Annotated in this window: 14 protein-coding genes and 5 pseudogenes; 11 read left to right on the forward strand and 8 right to left on the reverse strand. The window is 31.7% G+C overall.

Going from position 1 to position 17190, the window contains the following annotated elements:
* Window positions 1-28: 28 nt before the first annotated feature.
* Window positions 29-499: a Cj1386 family hemin-binding protein gene (locus tag AJ889_RS08855; RefSeq protein WP_002858381.1), complete on the forward strand. Its 471-nt coding sequence runs from the start codon at window positions 29-31 to the stop codon at window positions 497-499.
* On the opposite strand, the gene AJ889_RS08860 is transcribed toward AJ889_RS08855, so the two are convergent.
* Complete coding sequence (locus tag AJ889_RS08860) at window positions 500-1156, reverse strand: transcriptional regulator (RefSeq protein ID WP_002858310.1); 657 nt, start codon at window positions 1154-1156, stop codon at window positions 500-502.
* Window positions 1157-1323: 167 nt separating this feature from the next.
* Between AJ889_RS08860 and AJ889_RS08865 the strand changes: the two genes are divergently transcribed.
* The 8 genes and pseudogenes from AJ889_RS08865 (at window position 1324) to feoB (ending at window position 9172) form a co-directional block, all read left to right on the forward strand.
* Window positions 1324-1686, forward strand: a complete 363-nt coding sequence (locus tag AJ889_RS08865) for a RidA family protein (protein WP_002869572.1) — start codon at window positions 1324-1326, stop codon at window positions 1684-1686.
* Between the two features lie 3 nt (window positions 1687-1689).
* The gene (locus AJ889_RS09835) at window positions 1690-1992 is read left to right on the forward strand and encodes a hypothetical protein (protein ID WP_230108786.1); all 303 of its coding nucleotides are present in this window, start codon (window positions 1690-1692) and stop codon (window positions 1990-1992) included.
* Window positions 1958-3131: pseudogene (gene dcuC / locus AJ889_RS08870) on the forward strand (C4-dicarboxylate transporter DcuC). Before AJ889_RS09835 ends, dcuC begins: the two are co-directional and overlap by 35 nt.
* A gap of 12 nt (window positions 3132-3143) precedes the next feature.
* On the forward strand, window positions 3144-4307 hold the full coding sequence (locus AJ889_RS08875) for a PLP-dependent aspartate aminotransferase family protein (RefSeq protein WP_070293365.1): 1164 nt from the start codon (window positions 3144-3146) through the stop codon (window positions 4305-4307).
* Between the two features lie 9 nt (window positions 4308-4316).
* A pseudogene (purB, locus tag AJ889_RS08880) lies at window positions 4317-5685 on the forward strand (adenylosuccinate lyase).
* Between the two features lie 8 nt (window positions 5686-5693).
* Window positions 5694-7029: pseudogene (locus AJ889_RS08885) on the forward strand (MmgE/PrpD family protein).
* Between the two features lie 81 nt (window positions 7030-7110).
* The gene (locus tag AJ889_RS08890; RefSeq protein ID WP_002859677.1) at window positions 7111-7335 is read left to right on the forward strand and encodes a ferrous iron transport protein A; all 225 of its coding nucleotides are present in this window, start codon (window positions 7111-7113) and stop codon (window positions 7333-7335) included.
* Window positions 7332-9172, forward strand: a pseudogene (gene feoB, locus AJ889_RS08895) (ferrous iron transport protein B). The gene AJ889_RS08890 and the pseudogene feoB overlap by 4 nt, the downstream one beginning before the upstream one ends.
* Here feoB and AJ889_RS08900 read toward each other — a convergent pair.
* The 5 genes from AJ889_RS08900 to gap are packed head-to-tail and all read right to left on the reverse strand — an operon-like array spanning window position 9169 to window position 14365.
* Entirely contained in the window at window positions 9169-10662 is a 1494-nt protein-coding gene (locus AJ889_RS08900; RefSeq protein WP_032584831.1) for a hydrogenase small subunit, read from the reverse strand. The pseudogene feoB and the gene AJ889_RS08900 overlap by 4 nt on opposite strands.
* A gap of 3 nt (window positions 10663-10665) precedes the next feature.
* On the reverse strand, window positions 10666-11490 hold the full coding sequence (gene fabI, locus AJ889_RS08905; protein WP_002901824.1) for an enoyl-ACP reductase FabI: 825 nt from the start codon (window positions 11488-11490) through the stop codon (window positions 10666-10668).
* Between the two features lie 3 nt (window positions 11491-11493).
* On the reverse strand, window positions 11494-12165 hold the full coding sequence (locus AJ889_RS08910) for a triose-phosphate isomerase (RefSeq protein ID WP_002860389.1): 672 nt from the start codon (window positions 12163-12165) through the stop codon (window positions 11494-11496).
* A complete protein-coding gene (locus tag AJ889_RS08915; RefSeq protein ID WP_002783833.1) occupies window positions 12162-13364 on the reverse strand; it encodes a phosphoglycerate kinase in 1203 nt (400 codons plus the stop codon). The genes AJ889_RS08910 and AJ889_RS08915 overlap by 4 nt, the downstream gene beginning before the upstream one ends.
* 2 nt (window positions 13365-13366) lie before the next feature.
* Window positions 13367-14365: a type I glyceraldehyde-3-phosphate dehydrogenase gene (gap, locus tag AJ889_RS08920; RefSeq protein ID WP_002860388.1), complete on the reverse strand. Its 999-nt coding sequence runs from the start codon at window positions 14363-14365 to the stop codon at window positions 13367-13369.
* 59 nt (window positions 14366-14424) lie between these two features.
* Between gap and nadD the strand changes: the two genes are divergently transcribed.
* Both nadD and rsfS read left to right on the forward strand, forming a co-directional pair.
* On the forward strand, window positions 14425-14970 hold the full coding sequence (nadD, locus tag AJ889_RS08925) for a nicotinate (nicotinamide) nucleotide adenylyltransferase (protein WP_002780449.1): 546 nt from the start codon (window positions 14425-14427) through the stop codon (window positions 14968-14970).
* Window positions 14971-14997: 27 nt separating this feature from the next.
* Window positions 14998-15324 carry a ribosome silencing factor gene (gene rsfS / locus AJ889_RS08930; protein WP_002825802.1) on the forward strand — a complete coding sequence of 109 codons (327 nt, stop codon included), beginning with the start codon at window positions 14998-15000 and terminating at the stop codon, window positions 15322-15324.
* A gap of 30 nt (window positions 15325-15354) precedes the next feature.
* Here the strand turns inward: rsfS and AJ889_RS08935 are convergent, their stop codons facing one another.
* Window positions 15355-15732, reverse strand: coding sequence for a DUF1090 family protein (locus AJ889_RS08935; protein WP_002860386.1), 378 nt, complete (start codon window positions 15730-15732; stop codon window positions 15355-15357).
* Window positions 15733-15778: 46 nt separating this feature from the next.
* Window positions 15779-17168 (reverse strand): annotated as a pseudogene (pgmL, locus tag AJ889_RS08940) (phosphoglucosamine mutase PgmL).
* Window positions 17169-17190: the final 22 nt, after the last annotated feature.

Below are 17190 nucleotides of genomic sequence, written 5' to 3' on the forward strand. Positions count from 1 at the left end.
TAAAGATTATAATAATTAAGGAAAAACAATGACAACTCTTAGTTTAGAAGAAGAAAAAAGATTTGAAGAGCTTTGCAAAATGGCTTTTAATTTTGCAAGAAATAATGAATGTGAAAATCTTAAAATCATGATAGAAGCAGGTTTAAATGTAAATTTAAAAACTCATAAAGGCGATAGCTTGCTTATGCTTGCAGCTTATAATAATTCTTATGAAAGCGCTAAAATGCTTTTAGAAAAAGGTGCAAAAGTAGATGAAAAAAACGATCGTGGACAAACCCCATTAGCGGGAGTTTGTTTTAAAGGATACTTACCTATGTGTGAACTTTTAGTTAAATATGGAGCAAATATTGATGAAAACAATGGTTTAGGAATGACACCTTATACTTTTGCTATTATGTTTGGACGCAAAGATGTGGCAGAATTTTTACTCAAAAAATCTAAAAATAATTTTTTAAAGAAAATAAGCCTAAAAATACTAAAATTTATCAAAAAATTTTAGTTATTTTTTAAATTTCTTCAGATACCTATAGACACTAGGTTCTGAAATTTTTAAAAATTTTGCTACGATAGGAACCGCCCCTTTTATATTAAAAATACCTTTTTCATATAGCTTTTCAGCAATTTCTTCTTTTTGAGTAATGCTTAATTGATAATCAGAATTTAAATAACTAGAATCTACGCTTTGAACTAAAATATCCTCTATCGAGTGACTTAATGTTTCTATACTTGAATCATTTTGAGAAAAACTAATATTTCCTAAAATATCACCCATATCTCCAATTTTTTCTAAATCAATCATCTTACATATTAAATCTCTCATAATGCTAGTATCATGATTGATACACAAAATACCTACTAATTTGTCATGATTTTTAATAAAAAAAGTAGATCCTCTAATTAATTTTGATTTTCCAACAAGAGCCTTATAATCACATAAAAAATCTTTTTCTAAATATTTTTTATTTTGCATAAGCTCACTTGCAAAAGCAGTCAAGGGAGAATCTAAACTTCTTCCACTAATGTGACTGTTAGCAATTGCTGCAATATAGGCCCCATCTTCAGTAATTACATGAAAAACTATCTCATATTGCTCACCTAAAACTTCTCCTAAAAAATATGTCAACTTTATAAATTGTTGTTTTTGTCCCTCATCCATAAAACTGCCTTCAATAAAAAATTAATATAATATTAAATTCTACTCTTTATACTTTAAAACATTTCTTAAAAATAAAATTTTATTATTATGATAATAAACTATTGACAAATTATTATTGTAGTGATAAAATGCATTCTGCTTAATCTATATTTAACAAAGGAGAATTCATGTCAAACTATCCAAAGGCCATTGGTCCATACTCAGCTTACAGAGAAGTAAATGGACTTTTATTTATATCAGGACAACTTCCTATCAACCCTGATTCAGGCGAAATAGAAAGCCATGATATCAAAGAACAAACCAAACAATCTTTGAAAAATATCGGTGCTATCTTAGAAGAAAATGGTATCAGTTATGATAAAGTGGTTAAAACCACTTGCTTTTTAGCTGATATTAATGATTTTGTAGCATTTAATGAAATTTATGCTGAATTTTTTAAAGCTCCTTATCCAGCAAGAAGTGCTTTTGCAGTAAAAGATCTACCAAAAAAAGCTAAAGTAGAGATAGAGGTCATCGCTCAAAAAGGATAAAATATGCTAGGTATTGTTTTTTCTTTATTTAGTGTTTTTTTACTTGTTTTTATGCTTTATAAAAAAATCAATGCTCACATGGCACTGCTTTTAAGTGGCTTGCTTTTACTTTCCTTAGCTGCTATTTTTGGACTTTCTCCACACATTGTTACCAAAGATTCTTTAAATCTAGGTTTTTTTGATATTTTTCAAGTTTTTAATCAAACCATGTCCAAGTACATTAGTAGAGCTTGGACTTACACTTATGACTATAGCAGGTTTTTCTGCTTATATGGATCATGTAGGGGCTTCTTATGCACTTTTTAAAGTTTTTGAAAAACCTTTAAAAGCCGTAAAATCTCCTTATGTTTTACTCATAGTTGCTTATTTTATCGTGCAATTTTTAGTTCTTTTCATCCCTTCTCACGCAGACTTGGCACTTTTACTTATGGTTACTATGTATCCTATACTTGTACGCTCTGGTGTTTCAAAACTTTCTGCCTTAAGTGTGATTGCTATTTGTCAATATATCGATCATGGACCTGGAAGTGGAAATGTGATCATGGCCTCAGAAAAAGCTGAAGTTGATCCTGCAATTTATTTTGTTCATTATCAACTCCCTACAACCTTGCCTATCATTATAGCTGTAAGTATTGCAATATATCTTTGCAATAAATTTTTTGACAAAAAAGATAATTTTGTCTTCAATGCGCAAGAAATTGAAAAAAGAACTAAATGAAAATGAAGGTAAAGAAAAAGAACTTAAAAAGCCTCCTAGAATTTATGCGATTTTACCTATAATTCCTTTGGTTTTAATCCTAGGATTTAGTTCCGTGCTTGATAGCATCTTGGTTTTAATGGGAATAAGTAGCGCTGAAGAAGTTAAAGCAGCTGCTAGCACTGCAATTAAAATGAATGTTCCAGTAGCAATGGTGATTTCAACTTTTGTGGCTATTATTTTTGAAATGATACGCTATAAAAGTATAGTAGAAACTCTTAATTCTATGATGATTTTCTTTAAAGGAATGGGACATTTATTTGTTATCACAGTTTCACTCATCGTTTGTGGTCAAGTATTTGCAAGTGGTCTTTTATCTGTAGGTTTTGTAGATACTTTAATAGAATTTTGCAAAAATGCAGGATTTGGAGTTTTGGCTATTATTATCGCTGTTTCAATCTTACTTGCGGTTTGTGCTTTCTTAATGGGTTCAGGAAATGCGGCATTTTTTAGCTTTGCCCCACTTATCCCAAATATAGCAAAACACTTTGGAGTTGAAACTATCACTATGATAGCACCGATTCAAATCATGACGGGCTTTGGAAGATGTGTTAGTCCTATTGCACTAGCGATCTTAGCTATCTCAGCTATTGCAAGAGTAAGTCCTTTTGCCGTGGTTAAAAGAACAGCTATTCCTATGCTTGTAGCGGCTATTGTAAATGTTATTATGACTTATATCTATCTTTAAAAAGGAGAAAAAATGAACTCAAAAACTAAACTTATTCATTGTGGCAGAGGCGATCAAGGCGCTGAAGTAAGATCAGTCAATCCTACACTTATGCGTGCATCAACCATACTTTTTAAAGATCACGCAACTTGGCAAAAATACAGAGGATTAAGAAAAACAGATCGTGTTTTAAGTTATGGAGCTAGAAGAACAACAACCAATTTTGAACTTGAAAAACTTATTTGCACTCTAGAGGGTGGTTATAGAGCACAACTTTTCCCAACAGGACTTGCAGCATTAGCTATGGTGCTTTTAAACTATGCAAGCAAAGATACACATTTTTTAATCACTGATGCAATTTATGGGCCTGTAAGAACGATTTGCGAATTATTTTTAGAAAAAATGGGCATTGAAATTGATTTTTTAAAAGCTGATGCAAGTGATGTAGAAGAAAAAATCAAACCTAATACCAAGCTTATCCTATGTGAAAGTCCAGGTTCTATACTTTATGAAATCATAGATTTACCAAAACTTTGCAAAATTGCCCATGCGCATAATATCCCTGTAGCTATTGACAATACTTATTCTAGTGGATATTTTCTAAATCCTTTAGAACTTGGAGTGGATATTTCAGTTATCGCCGCTACAAAATATCTTAGCGGACACTCTGATGTAACCATGGGTATAGTAGTAATCAACGAAAAAGAATGGAAAAATTTTGACAAACTTCCAGAAGCTTTAGGTTTTACAACAAGTCCTGATGATGCTTACTTAGTACTTCGTGGTATGAGAACACTAGATGTAAGAATGAAAGCCCATGAAAAAAGTGCTGATGAAATTGTAGAGTTTTTACAAAGTAGAAAAGAAATTAAAACAATTTTCTATCCAAAACTCAAATCCCACCCAAATCATAAAATTTTCATGCGTGATCATAAAGGTGCAAATGGTATGATTACCATAGAATTTGCAGAAGGTTATAGCAAAGATGATGCTATTAAATTTGTAGATAAACTAGAATACTTTTCAATTGGTGCTAGCTGGGGTGGATATGAAAGCTTGGCCACCGTAACTACTCCACCTAGAACTGCAACAGACCTAAGTGCAAGAGGACCATTTGTAAGATTTCATATAGGTCTTGAAGATACTAAAGATTTAATTGCTGATTTAACACAAGCTTTTGATAGTATTAAAAAATAAGGAGATAAGATGACAGGAATTAGCGTATTTGATCATAGATTACTAGCAGACTCATGGAGCACGCAGGAAATGCGTGCTATTTTTTGCGAACAAAACCGCATACAAAAATGGCTCGATGTTGAAGCAGCTTTAGCAAAAGCACAAGCAAAACTTAAAATTATCCCTAAAAAAGCAGCTGATGAGATCGCAAAAAAAGCTCATTATAAATTTATGGATATGGACTTTATCTTTGCTGAATTTAAAAAGACCAAACACCCTTTAGTTCCTACTGTAAGAGGATTAGAAAAAGCTTGCGATAATAATTTAGGCGAATATGTACATTTTGGAGTAACCACTCAAGATATCATCGATACAGGACTGGTTTTACAATTTAAAGAAGCAATGACTCTTATAAAAAGCGAATTAAAAGCTATCGCAAAAGCCCTAGCAAAACTAGCTAAAACCCATAAAAATACTGCTATGATGGGAAGAACTTTGGCACTTCAAGTTTTGCCTATTACTTTTGGACATAAAGTGGCTATTTGGTTAAGCGAACTTGAGCGTCATTTTGAAAGAATACTTGAACTTGAAAAAAGACTTTATGTAGGCAGTATAGTAAGCGCTGTAGGAACTAAAGCAAGTTTAAGTGATGAGTGCAATGAAGTAGAAAAACTCACTTTAGAAAATTTAGGACTTGATGTGCCTAATATTTCTTGGCAGAGCGCACGTGATCGCTTTATAGAACTTGGTTTTGTACTAGGCAATATCAACGCAACCTTTAACAAAATCGCTCATGAAATTTTAATCCTTTCACATAATGAAATTGATGAAGTTGCTGAACCTTTTGGCAAAGGACGAGTAGGATCAAGCACTATGCCACACAAAAGAAATCCTGCAGTAAGCGAAAATGCAGTTACAGTAAGCAATGCCTTTAAAGCAAATTTAGCCATTTTAAGTGATATTGAAAGACATGAACATGAAAGAGATGGTCCAAGTTTGAAAAATGGAATGGAAGCTTTTACCTGAAATGTTTTTAATGCTTTCTGTGGTTTTAGCAAATATGAAATTCGCTCTTAGTGATTTAGAAGTAAAAAAAGACAAAATGCTTAAAAATTTAAATACTCTTAATGGTTTTGTTTTAGCAGAGCGTGTTATGTTTGCATTAAGCGATCATTATGGAAAACAACACGCCCATGAGATTGTTTATGAAAATGCTATGCTAGGTATCGAAAAACAAAAAACCTTTAAAGAAGTTTTACTTGCAGATAAAAGAGTATCTAAGGTATTGAAAGAAAAAGAAATCGATGCTTTGCTTGATGCAACAACCTATGTAGGATATGCACCAAAACTTGTAGATGAATTTTTGGAAAAAATCAAAAATAGTGCTATTTTAAAATAGGAAAAATCATGTTCTATAGTGAAATTTTAGCGGATTTTATTTTCAATCTTAAATATGAAAATATCCCTAATACAGTTGTTCAAAGAGCTAAAGAACTTATGCTTGATAGCCTTGGAACAGCTATAGCAGCAAGCAAAGAAGAATGTGTTTTAAATGCTTTTAAAGCTTTTGAAAATTTAAGCACAGAAAAAAATACTCTTATTTGGGTAAATGATCAAAAATTAGATCCTATATACGCAGCCATGCTAGATGGCATTGCTTCTCATGCGTTAGATTTTGACGATACACATACAGAAGCGATTTTGCATGCAAGTGCAATTTTAACTCCACTTTGTTTAAGTTATGGTTTTCATGTTAACAAAGATGCGAAAAAAATCATCAAAGCTTTTATAGTAGGCTGGGAAATTGCAGCTAGAGTAGGCATTGCAAGCAAAGGTACTTTTCATAAGCGTGGTTTTCATACCACTGCTATTGCAGGAATTTTTGGAAGCGTAAGTGCAAGTGCAATCTTGCTAGATCTTAACAAAGAACAAATCATCAATGCTTTAGGACTTGCAGGAAGTTTTGCAAGTGGGATTAATGAGTTTTTATCCAATGGATCTAATTCAAAAGTTTTGCATATTGCCAATGCTATTAAAAACGGTATTATAGTAGCTCATTTTGCTAAAAACCATATGAGTGGACCTTTGAGTATTTTTGAAGGTAGGGATAATATCTTTAAATGTTTTGGCATAGAAGAAGAATGCGATAAAACAGAACTTAACAAAGCCTTAGGAGAAATTTGGCAAACTATGCAAGAATCAAGCCTTATCCAAGTTGTCATTTTGCTCATGGGCTTATTGATTGTGCTATTGCTTTAAAAAATGATGGTTTAAAAGCTGATGAAATTAAAAGTATTCATTGTTTTGTAGATGAAGTTCCTGTTTCTTTTATCTGCGATCCTTTGGAAGCAAAATACACTCCAAATAGTGCTTATGAAGCTAAATTTTCCATGCTTTTTTAATGACTCTAGGATTCTTTGATGGTAAAATCACTCTTGAATCTTATGAAAATTTAAAGCGTGAAGAAGTACTAGAATTTGCTAAAAAAATCAGTTACGAAAAAAGAAAATCTCAAGGCTTTCCAAAATATTTTCCAGGGCATTTAGAAGCCAGTTTGCAAGATGGACGCACAATCCAAAAAGATGTTTTTATAAATAAAGGTAATTTTGATAATCCATTAAGTTTTGAAGAATTAAAAGCTAAATTTTTAGCCAATGCACAAATTTACCTTGATAATGCTAAAGCTAACAAAATTCTAGATCAAATCATCAATCTAGAAAATTTAAACCACTTTTCTTTTTAAATATTAATCCTTCTTTTTATAAGAAGGATAATTTCATTACACTTTTTTATTATAATATTTATTATTAATTTAGGAATTACAATGACTTTAGATAATTTAAAAGATGGACAAAAGGCTATTATTGTCAATTTAAGCGCTCAAAAAGAACTCAAAAATAGACTTTTAAGCTTTGGATTTATCAAAAATAAAAACTTGAAAAAAATTCACTCCTCTTTAAAAAATGCCACCATAATGGTAGAGCTTGATGCAAGTTGTGTTATCCTAAGATCTGATGAAGCTAAAACCATAGAAGTGAATCTTATATGAAAAAAATCAAAATAGCCCTTGTAGGTCAGCCTAATGTAGGCAAAAGTCTTCTTATTAATGCGCTTTGCAAAGCTAATATGAAAGTAGGAAATTTTAGCGGAGTTACTATAGAAAAAGCAAGTGCAAAAACTTTTTACAAAAACTATGAATTTGAAGTCATTGATTTACCAGGAACTTATTCTTTAGATGGATATAGTGAAGAAGAAAAAATCACACGCCATTTTTTAAATCAAAATGACTATGATGTTATTGTTAATGTTTTAGATGCTACCAATTTAGAACGTAATCTTATCCTTAGTGCAGAACTTTTAAGCCTTAATAAAAAAATGCTTTTAGCTTTAAATATGTGCGATGAAGCCAAAAAAGAAGGTATAGAGCTTGACACTTCTATTTTAAGCCAAGAATTTCAAAGTCAAGTTGTTGAAATTTCAGCAAAAACAAAAGAAATTTAGAACTTTTGCTGCAAAAAATTATTATTTTATTTGAAAGTAAATTTATTCCAAGATCTCAATTTTATACTCCGCTTTGCGAAAAAAGTCCGGAAAAAGAAGATTTATTATATTTTATTAATGAACTTTCAAAAAAAATTATCACACACAAAAAAGAAGAAAGAAATTTAACCAAAAAAATCGATGCCTTACTTATCCATAAATTCTTTGGCTTACCTATATTTTTATTTTTAATGTGGCTTTTATTTCAACTCACCTTTAGCTTAGGGCAAATTCCTATGGATTATATAGAATCAGGCTTTAATGCCTTAGGTGAACTTGTTAAAAACAATATTTCTAATACCTTCATCGCTTCAGCTTTAGCTGATGGGATTATCGCAGGTGTTGGTGCTGTGATACTTTTTTTACCTAATATAATAATTTTATTTTTAGGCATAGCTCTTTTAGAAACCACAGGCTATATGTCAAGAGTAGCTTTTTTACTTGATGGGATTTTACATAAATTTGGTTTGCATGGTAAAAGTTTTATTCCGCTAATCACTGGTTTTGGTTGTTCGGTACCTGCTTTTATGGCTACACGCACTCTTAAGAACAAAAGAGATAGACTTTTAACTCTTTTTGTGATCAATTTTATGAGTTGCGGGGCAAGACTTCCTGTATATGTGCTTTTTATCGGTGCTTTTTTTCCAAGTGAAAAAGCAGGAAATTATCTTTTTGGAATTTATATTTTAGGTGCGATTTTGGGACTTTGTGCTGCAAAATTTTTAAGAATGACAGCATTTCGTGGACTTGATGAACCTTTTGTTATGGAAATGCCAAAATATCGTATGCCAAATTGGCATTTAGTTTGGTTTATGGTTTATAATAAAGCCAAAATGTATCTTAAAAAAGCAGGAACTTTCATACTTTTAGCCTCTTTGCTCATATGGTTTGCTAGCAATTTTCCAAAAAATGAAGAAAATTTAAATGATTTTAACGCTCAAGAAAGAGCTATAGAACAAAGTTATCTAGGACAATTTGGCAAAGGCATAGAACCTATTTTTAAACCCCTTGAGTTAGATTGGAAATTAAGCGTATCTTTAATCAGTGGTTTGGCCGCTAAAGAAGTGATGATTTCAACTATGGGAGTACTTTATTCACTAGGAAAAGATGTAGATGAAACAAATAATGATTTAAAAGGAATTATTGCCAAAAATATACCTATACCAAGTGCAGTGGCTTTTATTTTATTTGTAATGATTTATAATCCCTGCTTTGCAGCAACTATAGTTTTTTCAAAAGAAAGTGGAAAGCTAAAATATACTCTCTTTCTCTTTCTTTTTACCTGCACAAGTGCTTATATAGTAGCTTTTATAGGGTTTCATATTGCTAAAATTTTATTAAATTAACTTGCTTTTAATGATGAAATTTTAGTAATATTATCTTCAAAAGCTTTTAAAATACTATAAGCAATACCTTCAAAATCAAGCCCACCGCAAAGATAGATTAAAGTCATACGAAAAGATTTACTCACATCAAGCTTTGGTTTTTCAGCATTCATATTTAACTTAAAATCATAAGGACTTGCATGTTTAAAAGCATAATTTTTTGCCGCAATTAAAAAATCATTCTTATCTTTTAAAAATGCGCCTTTAACCAAAATAAAACTCATCTCAAGATATTTCCAAAAATCTTTTGAAGGCATAGGATTTTCATCAAAATTTTGTTCTATAAAAGCATAGTTTTTCTCAAAGGATTTTTTATAATTTTCTACAAGCGAAGCACCTAATTTATTTTTAGCTATATTTTGTAAAATAAGTTTTATATTGCTTTCAAATTCAAAATCTATTTGTTCTAAAATTTTAATTTGCTCTTCTAGAAAAAATTCTTGTTTTAACTCTTCATTGCAAAGTTTAGCGTAAGAAAAAATATTTGCCATAGGTTTTTCATAATTCCCAAACTCATCCCAAAAATTTTTCTCACTACAGGCTATACAACCATGTCCTGCAGCCACTGGCCAAGAAGTTTTAGCATTAAATTTCACTTTAGGACAGTTGTTGTAAGTATAAGGTCCTTTACAACCTATCTTAAATAAACAAGCTCCATTCTTTGCAGCTTCATCGTCAAAATGTTCAGCAAAAATCCCACTTTCAAATTTCGCCTTTCTTTCACACATATCATGCAAACATTTACCATAAGCCCACACAGGACGATTTTGCTCATCAAGTTCAGGCAAAACTCCAAATAAAGCAAAAAAACTTAAAGTCGCAATGATATTTATATCACTTGGAGGACAACCTGGGATATTTACTACTTTTTGACTTAAGACTTCGCTAATACCACAAGTTTTACTAGGATTTGGATAAGCAGCCTGAATACCACCATAACTTGAACAAGTACCCACTGCAAAGATAGCCTTGGCTTTAGCGGCTAGTTTTTCTAAAATTTCATAGCCACTCTCTCCTTGCGCTCCTATAGTAAGAAAAAAGGTATCAATGGCTGCAACACCACCTTCAACCGCTAAAATAAAATCTTCTTCTAAAACATGCTCTAAAAGTTCTTCAGCCTTAGTGCCATTTGCTGCCATTAAAGTTTCATGATATTCTAAAGAAAAAAAATCAAAAATAAGCTCATCAAAACTTGGCAACTCAGAACGCAACAAACTCTCGCTACACCCTGTACATTCACAAAGATGAAGCCATACTAACTTTGTTTTAGGTGTGATTTGAAAAAATCTTTGAGCAAGAGCTGGAATTTCATTGCCTAAAGATAAATGCCTAGCAAGAATTTTTACACTTTCTTCATTGATAACCTTATCCTCTTTTAAAGTAGAATTCTCAAGTTTTTTAATGCGATCTTCAAGTATATTTTTTAATTCTTCATTGCTAAGCTTTGTCATTTTTTATCCTTTTTGATTATCCCAACAAAGAACAGTTTGCCCTTCTTCATTTTTTTCAACATCACCCATGCCCATGATGTTATATCCTGCATCAACATAATGTATTTCACCTGTAACACCATTTGCTAAATCGCTAAGTAAGTACATGGCCGAATTTCCTACATCTTCTATACTAACATTGCGTTTTAAAGGAGAATTGATTTCATTGTATTTTAAAATCATTCTAAAATCCCCTATTCCACTTGCTGCTAAAGTTTTAATAGGACCTGCTGAAATAGCATTAACACGAATTCCTTTTACCCCTAAATCTCTTGCCAAATAACGCACAGAACTTTCAAGCGCAGCTTTTGCTACACCCATAACATTATAATGAGGCACATATTTAACCCCTCCAAGATAACTTAAAGTCAAAATCGAACCCTTATCTTTTAAAATAGGTAAAACTGCACGTGTTAAAGAAAGTAAAGAATACACAGAAGTTTGCATAGCTATATCAAAAGCTTCTTTTGAAGTTTCTAAAAAAGAATTTTCTAAAGCTTCTTTTGGAGCAAAAGCAACCGCATGCACTACAAAATCAATCTCGCCTAAATCTTTTTTGATTTTTTCAGCGATAGAATCTAAATGCTCATTATTGTTTACATCAAGCTTATAAACAAAATTAGAATTAAACTCTTGTGCTATAGGTTCTACGCGTTTTTTTAAAGCATCATTTAAAAAAGTAAAAGCGAGCTGGGCTCCTTGATCAAAACATGCTTTTGCTATGCCATAAGCGATAGATTTATTATTCGCAACCCCTACAATAAGGCCTTTTTTACCCTTCATAATCATCTTTTATCCTTTGATTAATTTTATAAAATTTTCTACTTTTAAAGCTGCAGAGCCTATCAAAACTCCACCACAATATTTTACACTTAGAATTTCTTTAATATTATTTTCATTCACGCTTCCACCATAAAGCAAAGGCGCCTTGGTTAAACTCACTAAAAATTCAAGCACTTTAGCGATATCTGTACTTTGTGCACTCACTCCCGTTCCTATAGAATAAATAGGCTCATAAGCGATAATGAGTCTTTCATAATTTAAATCAATAATTTCAAGTTGTTTTTTTAAAAACTCTAAAGTCTTGCCTGAATTTTTTGTATCTAAATTTTCACCTATACAAAAAACAATTTTATAACCATGCTCTTTAGCAAAATCAAATTTAGCTCCAATAAGCTCTTCATCTCCTAAAGCTCTTCTTTCAGAATGCCCGATTAAAACACATTTGATCCCAAATTCGTCCAAATGCTCTTTTCCAAGCTCGCCTGTAAAAGCACCATTAACACAAGGATAAAAATTTTGGGCTCCTTGTATGAAGTTATTTTCATTTTCTAAAAATGCTACACTAGGTGGGAAAACGATAATATCATCACATTTTGCTCCCATAGTTTTATTTAAAATTTCAGCATAAATTTTAAAACTTGCTCTTGTGTGATTGCATTTTAAATTTGCAGCAAAGATCATTCATTTTCCTTAGATCTTAAAGCTTTTACACCTGGAAGTTCTTTGCCTTCTATAAGCTCAAGAGAAGCACCACCTCCAGTAGAAATAAAAGTCATCTCATCTGCATCGCCTGCGCGCGCAACCACATCAGCCGTATCACCGCCTCCAACAACAGAAGTTGCATGTCCTTCGCTGATATAATGACTCATTTTAATACTGCCTTTTGAAAATTTATCAATTTCAAAAACACCCATAGGTCCATTCCACCAAATCGTTTGCGCATCAGAAATCACCTCTTTAAAAAGTCTCACACTTGCAGGTCCTATATCTAAACCCATCCAACCATTTGGAATTTCTTGCGCTGGAACAAATTTCATCGGCGCATCTTGTGAGCACGCAGGAGCGGCTACAACGTCTACTGGAAGATAAATTTTCACTCCTAAATTTTTACCCTTGGTAAGAATTTTATTAGCTTCTTCTAAAAGTTCTTCTTCTAAAAGTGAATTTCCTATATCATAACCTAAGGCTTTTAAAAAAGTAAATGCCATACCTCCGCCTATGATTAATTTATCTACCTTTGGTAATAAATTTGTCAATGCTTGAAGTTTTCCACTTACCTTTGAACCTCCAACAACAGCGACAAAAGGACGTGCTGGATGTTTGATAAGATTGCTTGCAAAATCAATTTCTTTTTGGAGTAAAAATCCTGCACCTTTGTGTTTTTCATCAAAGAATTTAGTAATAGCCTCCACGCTAGAATGTGCTCTATGGCATACTCCAAAAGCATCATTGATATAAACTTGAACCATAGAAGCAAGTTCTTTGGCTAAATTTTCATCATTTTTAGTTTCGCCTTTTTCAAAACGTAAATTTTCAAGAAGTAAAATTTCACCTGCTTTTAAATTCATAGCTTTGGTTTTTGCATCTTCGCCGATAACATCTTTTGCCATAATAATTTCTTTATCTAAAAGTCTAGCAAGACGCTTAGCAACAGGTTCTAAAGAATACTTGGAACTAATTTCTTTTGGACGCCCTAAATGAGAGGCTAAAATCACACTACAACCATTATCCAAACAATATCTTATCGTAGGAATAGCTGATCTTATGCGTCTATCATCAGTGATATTTAAAAAATCATCTTGAGGAACATTAAAATCACATCTTATAAAAACTTTTTTCTTAGCTAAATCAATGTCTTTTATAGAAATAATATCACTCATGATTAAGCCTTATTTGCAATATATACTGCCATATCTACCAGACGACTTGAATAGCCCCATTCATTATCATACCAAGCAATTACCTTGATAAAATCATCCATAATCACTTGAGTTAAATCACTTGCTACAATGGCTCCATAAGAACAAGTGATAAAATCGCTTGAAACTCTTTCATCATCATCCACCATTAAAATGCCTTTTAAATTTGTAGCTGCAGCTTTTCTAAAAGCTTCATTGATTTCATCTTTGCTGACTTTACGGCTTAGCTGCGCAGTTAAATCCACGCTTGATACATCAATCACTGGCACACGCATACTTTGTCCGTGAAGCTTGCCATTAAGTTCAGGCATAACAAGTTTCATAGCTTTTGCTGCGCCTGTAGAAGTTGGAATGATATTTTGCGCTGCGGCACGAGAACGGCGTTTATCTTTGGCCTTAGCATCAATAATACTTTGTCCATTTGTATAAGCATGTATTGTTGTCATAAGTCCTTTTTCTATACCAAAATTATCTTGTAAAACACGACAAACAGGACCTAAACAATTTGTTGTACAACTTGCATTAGAAATAATGCTTTCACCCTTGTAAAGTTCTGAATTTACTCCTAAAACATAAGTAGGTGTATCATCTTTTGCAGGAGCACTCATGATCACTTTTTGCACTCCCATATCTATAAATTCTTGACATTTTGCCATAGTTAAATGCGCTCCTGTACACTCTAAAACAATTTGTGCGCCGTGTTTTGCAAAGTCAAGATCTTTTACATTGCGACTTTTAAATACTTTGATTTTTTTACCATTTACCACTAAATCATCGCCTTCACTATCAACACTGCCTTTAAATTCACCATGTACTGTATCGTATTTAAAAAGGTATTTTGTAAGTTCAATATCCGTAGTATCATTTATCGCCACAAGCTCAATATCATTTCTTTCTAAAATGATTCTTGCAACACATCTGCCTATGCGTCCAAAACCATTTATAGCAACTTTTACAGCCATTTAATTTCCTTTTGCAAAATATAATGCTAATATTCTACAAAAAAAAGGTTAAAATTTTAATGAAGATAGCACTTTTTGGTGGCAGTTTTGATCCACCGCATAATGGTCATAATAGCGTTGTTTTAGAGGCTTTGGAAAAATTAGATATTGATAAACTTATTATTATGCCTACTTATATCAATCCTTTTAAACAAAGTTTTAGTGCTGATGAAAAGCAAAGATTCTTATGGGTTAAAAAACTTTGGGGACATTTGCCAAAAGTTGAAATTTGCGATTTTGAAATCAGGCAAAAACGCCCTGTTCCTAGCATAGAAAGTGTTAAGTATCTTTATAAGCTTTATAATCCTAGTAAATTTTATCTTTTAATTGGCGCAGATCATTTAGAAAAACTTCATCTTTGGCATGATTTTGAAAAACTCAATTCTTTAGTAGAATTTGTTATTGCCAATCGCAATGATATAGGAATTCCTAAGAATTTCAAAGATTTAAAAACCAATAAAAAAATCGCTTCTTCTTTCATACGCGACACTTTAAATACAAATGAGGTTTGTGAAGAAATTAAAGATGAAGTAAAAAAATATTATGAAAAATTACAAAAAAATTGATACAATTTCAAAAATTAAAGGACAATAATGCAAGAAAGAATAGATTTAATCGTTAAAATTTTAGATGAAAAAAAAGCTGAAAATATCAAAACCATTGACATGAGCGAGCAAGAATACTTTGTAAAATATGTCATTATTGCAGCTACTTTAGGAGAAAGACACGCTCTATCCTTGATCGATGAGCTTAAAACACAACTTAAAGCCAAAGGTGAGGAATTTTTAAACATAGATAGTAGCGAAGAATGGAGCGTGATTGATCTTGGCGATATTTTAATCCATCTTTTAACACCAGAACACAGAGGAATTTATAATATAGAAGAATTACTAGAAAACCTTAAAAAAGGTAGGGTTTAAAAAAGCTAAATTTAATTAGCCTTTTAATTTTTAGAGATTATCAATATATTCTTTAATTTCTTTTTTAATTTTCTCTTTTTGTTCTTTTAAAGCTTCTTTTTTAGCTTTATACTCAGCCTTACTCATATAATCTTTTTGTTCTTTCAAGGCATCAAGTTCTTTTTCGATTTTTTCCACTTCTTGTTCTTTAAGTTTTTTAGCTTCTAACTTTTTATCATAAAACATAGGATCTTTGGCACAATCATTTTGTACTTGTTTTAAAGCAAGCTCTAAGCTTAAAGTTCTAGCTGTATCATTATGCGCTTTAGAAAAACTGATTTCTTTATTGATACGATCGATTTTTCTATCACATTCACTTGCACCAAAAGCAAAAGCACATAGTGTAAGTAGAATAAGTATTTTTTTCATTTTTAATTCCTTTTTAAAATAAATTAAATCGCGGAATATTATCTCATCAATTCTTAAATTTAGCTTTTATATCATTAAACAAAGTAAATACCATACTTTCAAGCTCTTTTGCTCTTTCTAAAGATGTTGCCTCAAAGCGTGTGATAAGATAAGGGCTGGTATTAGATGCACGAAGTAAAGCCCATCCATCGCCAAAATCTATCCTAGCTCCATCAATTTCACAAAGACTTTTAACACCTTTTAAAGCTCCTTTTTCAATCTCTTTTTGAAATTCTTCCACAAGTTTGAATTTTTCTTCTTCATTTACAGGAATTTTAATTTCAGGTGTAGTATAAAGTTTTGGTAAAGCTCTAATCATACTTTCTAGATCAAAACCTTTATAAACAAGCTCCAAGGCTCTTAAAAATGCATAAATTCCATCATCATAACCAAAATATCTATGTTTAAAGAAAATATGCCCACTCACCTCAGCAGCTAAATCAATATCTTTTTCTTTCATCATTTTTTTGATATTAGAATGTCCTGTTTTTCCCATAAAAATAGTTCCAAATTTAGCCACTTCATCAAAAAGATTTTTAGAACATTTTACCTCACCTAAAATGCGTGGATTAGGGATATCTTTAGCAAACAAATAACAAAGCTCATCCCCACAAAATACATGAGTTTTACTCAAAGCAACCATTCTATCAGCATCCCCATCAAAAGCAAAAGCTAAAGAATAATCTTGATTTTGATTTAAAAATTCTCTAATCGCACTTAAGTTTTCTTCTTCTGTAGGATCTGGAGCATGGTTTGGAAACTGTCCATCAGGCTCTGCAAACATTACATGAGCTTTTAAATTTAAAGTCTTGATTAAAGGCTCTATCACCACTCCAGCCGCACCATTTGTGCAATCAACACCAAATTTATAATTAAAATCCTTTAAAAAGCTAAATTGCTCGCACATAAATTTCACATAAAGGTTTAAAATATCGTATTTTTCTACTTCTAAATTTTCTTCAATATCATCATCTAAATGCTTATAAACTTCTTTTGAAAACTCTTTTAATTCTACGCCAAAAAAACTTTCTTTATTAATAGTAATTTTAAAACCATTATAATCTTTTGGGTTATGAGAGCCTGTTATCATAACATTTGCATCAAATTTCAAGCCCTCATAAAGACTAAAATATCCCAATGGAGTTGGCGCAAGCCCTATATCATAGATTTTTATTCCCGCTTTGTTAAGTCCGCTAATTAGATAATTAAAAAGCTCATTTGCACTATATCTTGCATCATAGCCCACGCTTACATTTTTACAGCCTTTATTTAGCATGGTTTTTCCCAAGCAAAAACCTATAGCCTTAACACTTTTTTCATTTAGTTCTTTGCCATAAAGCCCTCTTATATCATATTCCCTAAAAATCACATCTAACATTTTTTTCCTTCAAATTCATCTCTTCTTTAACCTAAAATTTA

The organism is Campylobacter sp. BCW_6468 (assembly GCF_001762865.1).
GTDB classification, from domain to species: domain Bacteria; phylum Campylobacterota; class Campylobacteria; order Campylobacterales; family Campylobacteraceae; genus Campylobacter_D; species Campylobacter_D jejuni.

Bases quoted from the DNA above. Each gene is read 5' to 3' on its own strand.
- AJ889_RS08855 (WP_002858381.1), top strand. From the start codon at position 29: ATGACAACTCTTAGTTTAGAAGAAGAAAAAAGATTTGAAGAGCTTTGC.
- AJ889_RS08860 (WP_002858310.1), bottom strand. From the start codon at position 1,156: ATGGATGAGGGACAAAAACAACAATTTATAAAGTTGACATATTTTTTA.
- AJ889_RS08865 (WP_002869572.1), top strand. From the start codon at position 1,324: ATGTCAAACTATCCAAAGGCCATTGGTCCATACTCAGCTTACAGAGAA.
- AJ889_RS09835 (WP_230108786.1), top strand. From the start codon at position 1,690: ATGCTAGGTATTGTTTTTTCTTTATTTAGTGTTTTTTTACTTGTTTTT.
- AJ889_RS08875 (WP_070293365.1), top strand. From the start codon at position 3,144: ATGAACTCAAAAACTAAACTTATTCATTGTGGCAGAGGCGATCAAGGC.
- AJ889_RS08890 (WP_002859677.1), top strand. From the start codon at position 7,111: ATGACTTTAGATAATTTAAAAGATGGACAAAAGGCTATTATTGTCAAT.
- AJ889_RS08900 (WP_032584831.1), bottom strand. From the start codon at position 10,662: ATGACAAAGCTTAGCAATGAAGAATTAAAAAATATACTTGAAGATCGC.
- fabI (WP_002901824.1), bottom strand. From the start codon at position 11,490: ATGATTATGAAGGGTAAAAAAGGCCTTATTGTAGGGGTTGCGAATAAT.
- AJ889_RS08910 (WP_002860389.1), bottom strand. From the start codon at position 12,165: ATGATCTTTGCTGCAAATTTAAAATGCAATCACACAAGAGCAAGTTTT.
- AJ889_RS08915 (WP_002783833.1), bottom strand. From the start codon at position 13,364: ATGAGTGATATTATTTCTATAAAAGACATTGATTTAGCTAAGAAAAAA.
- gap (WP_002860388.1), bottom strand. From the start codon at position 14,365: ATGGCTGTAAAAGTTGCTATAAATGGTTTTGGACGCATAGGCAGATGT.
- nadD (WP_002780449.1), top strand. From the start codon at position 14,425: ATGAAGATAGCACTTTTTGGTGGCAGTTTTGATCCACCGCATAATGGT.
- rsfS (WP_002825802.1), top strand. From the start codon at position 14,998: ATGCAAGAAAGAATAGATTTAATCGTTAAAATTTTAGATGAAAAAAAA.
- AJ889_RS08935 (WP_002860386.1), bottom strand. From the start codon at position 15,732: ATGAAAAAAATACTTATTCTACTTACACTATGTGCTTTTGCTTTTGGT.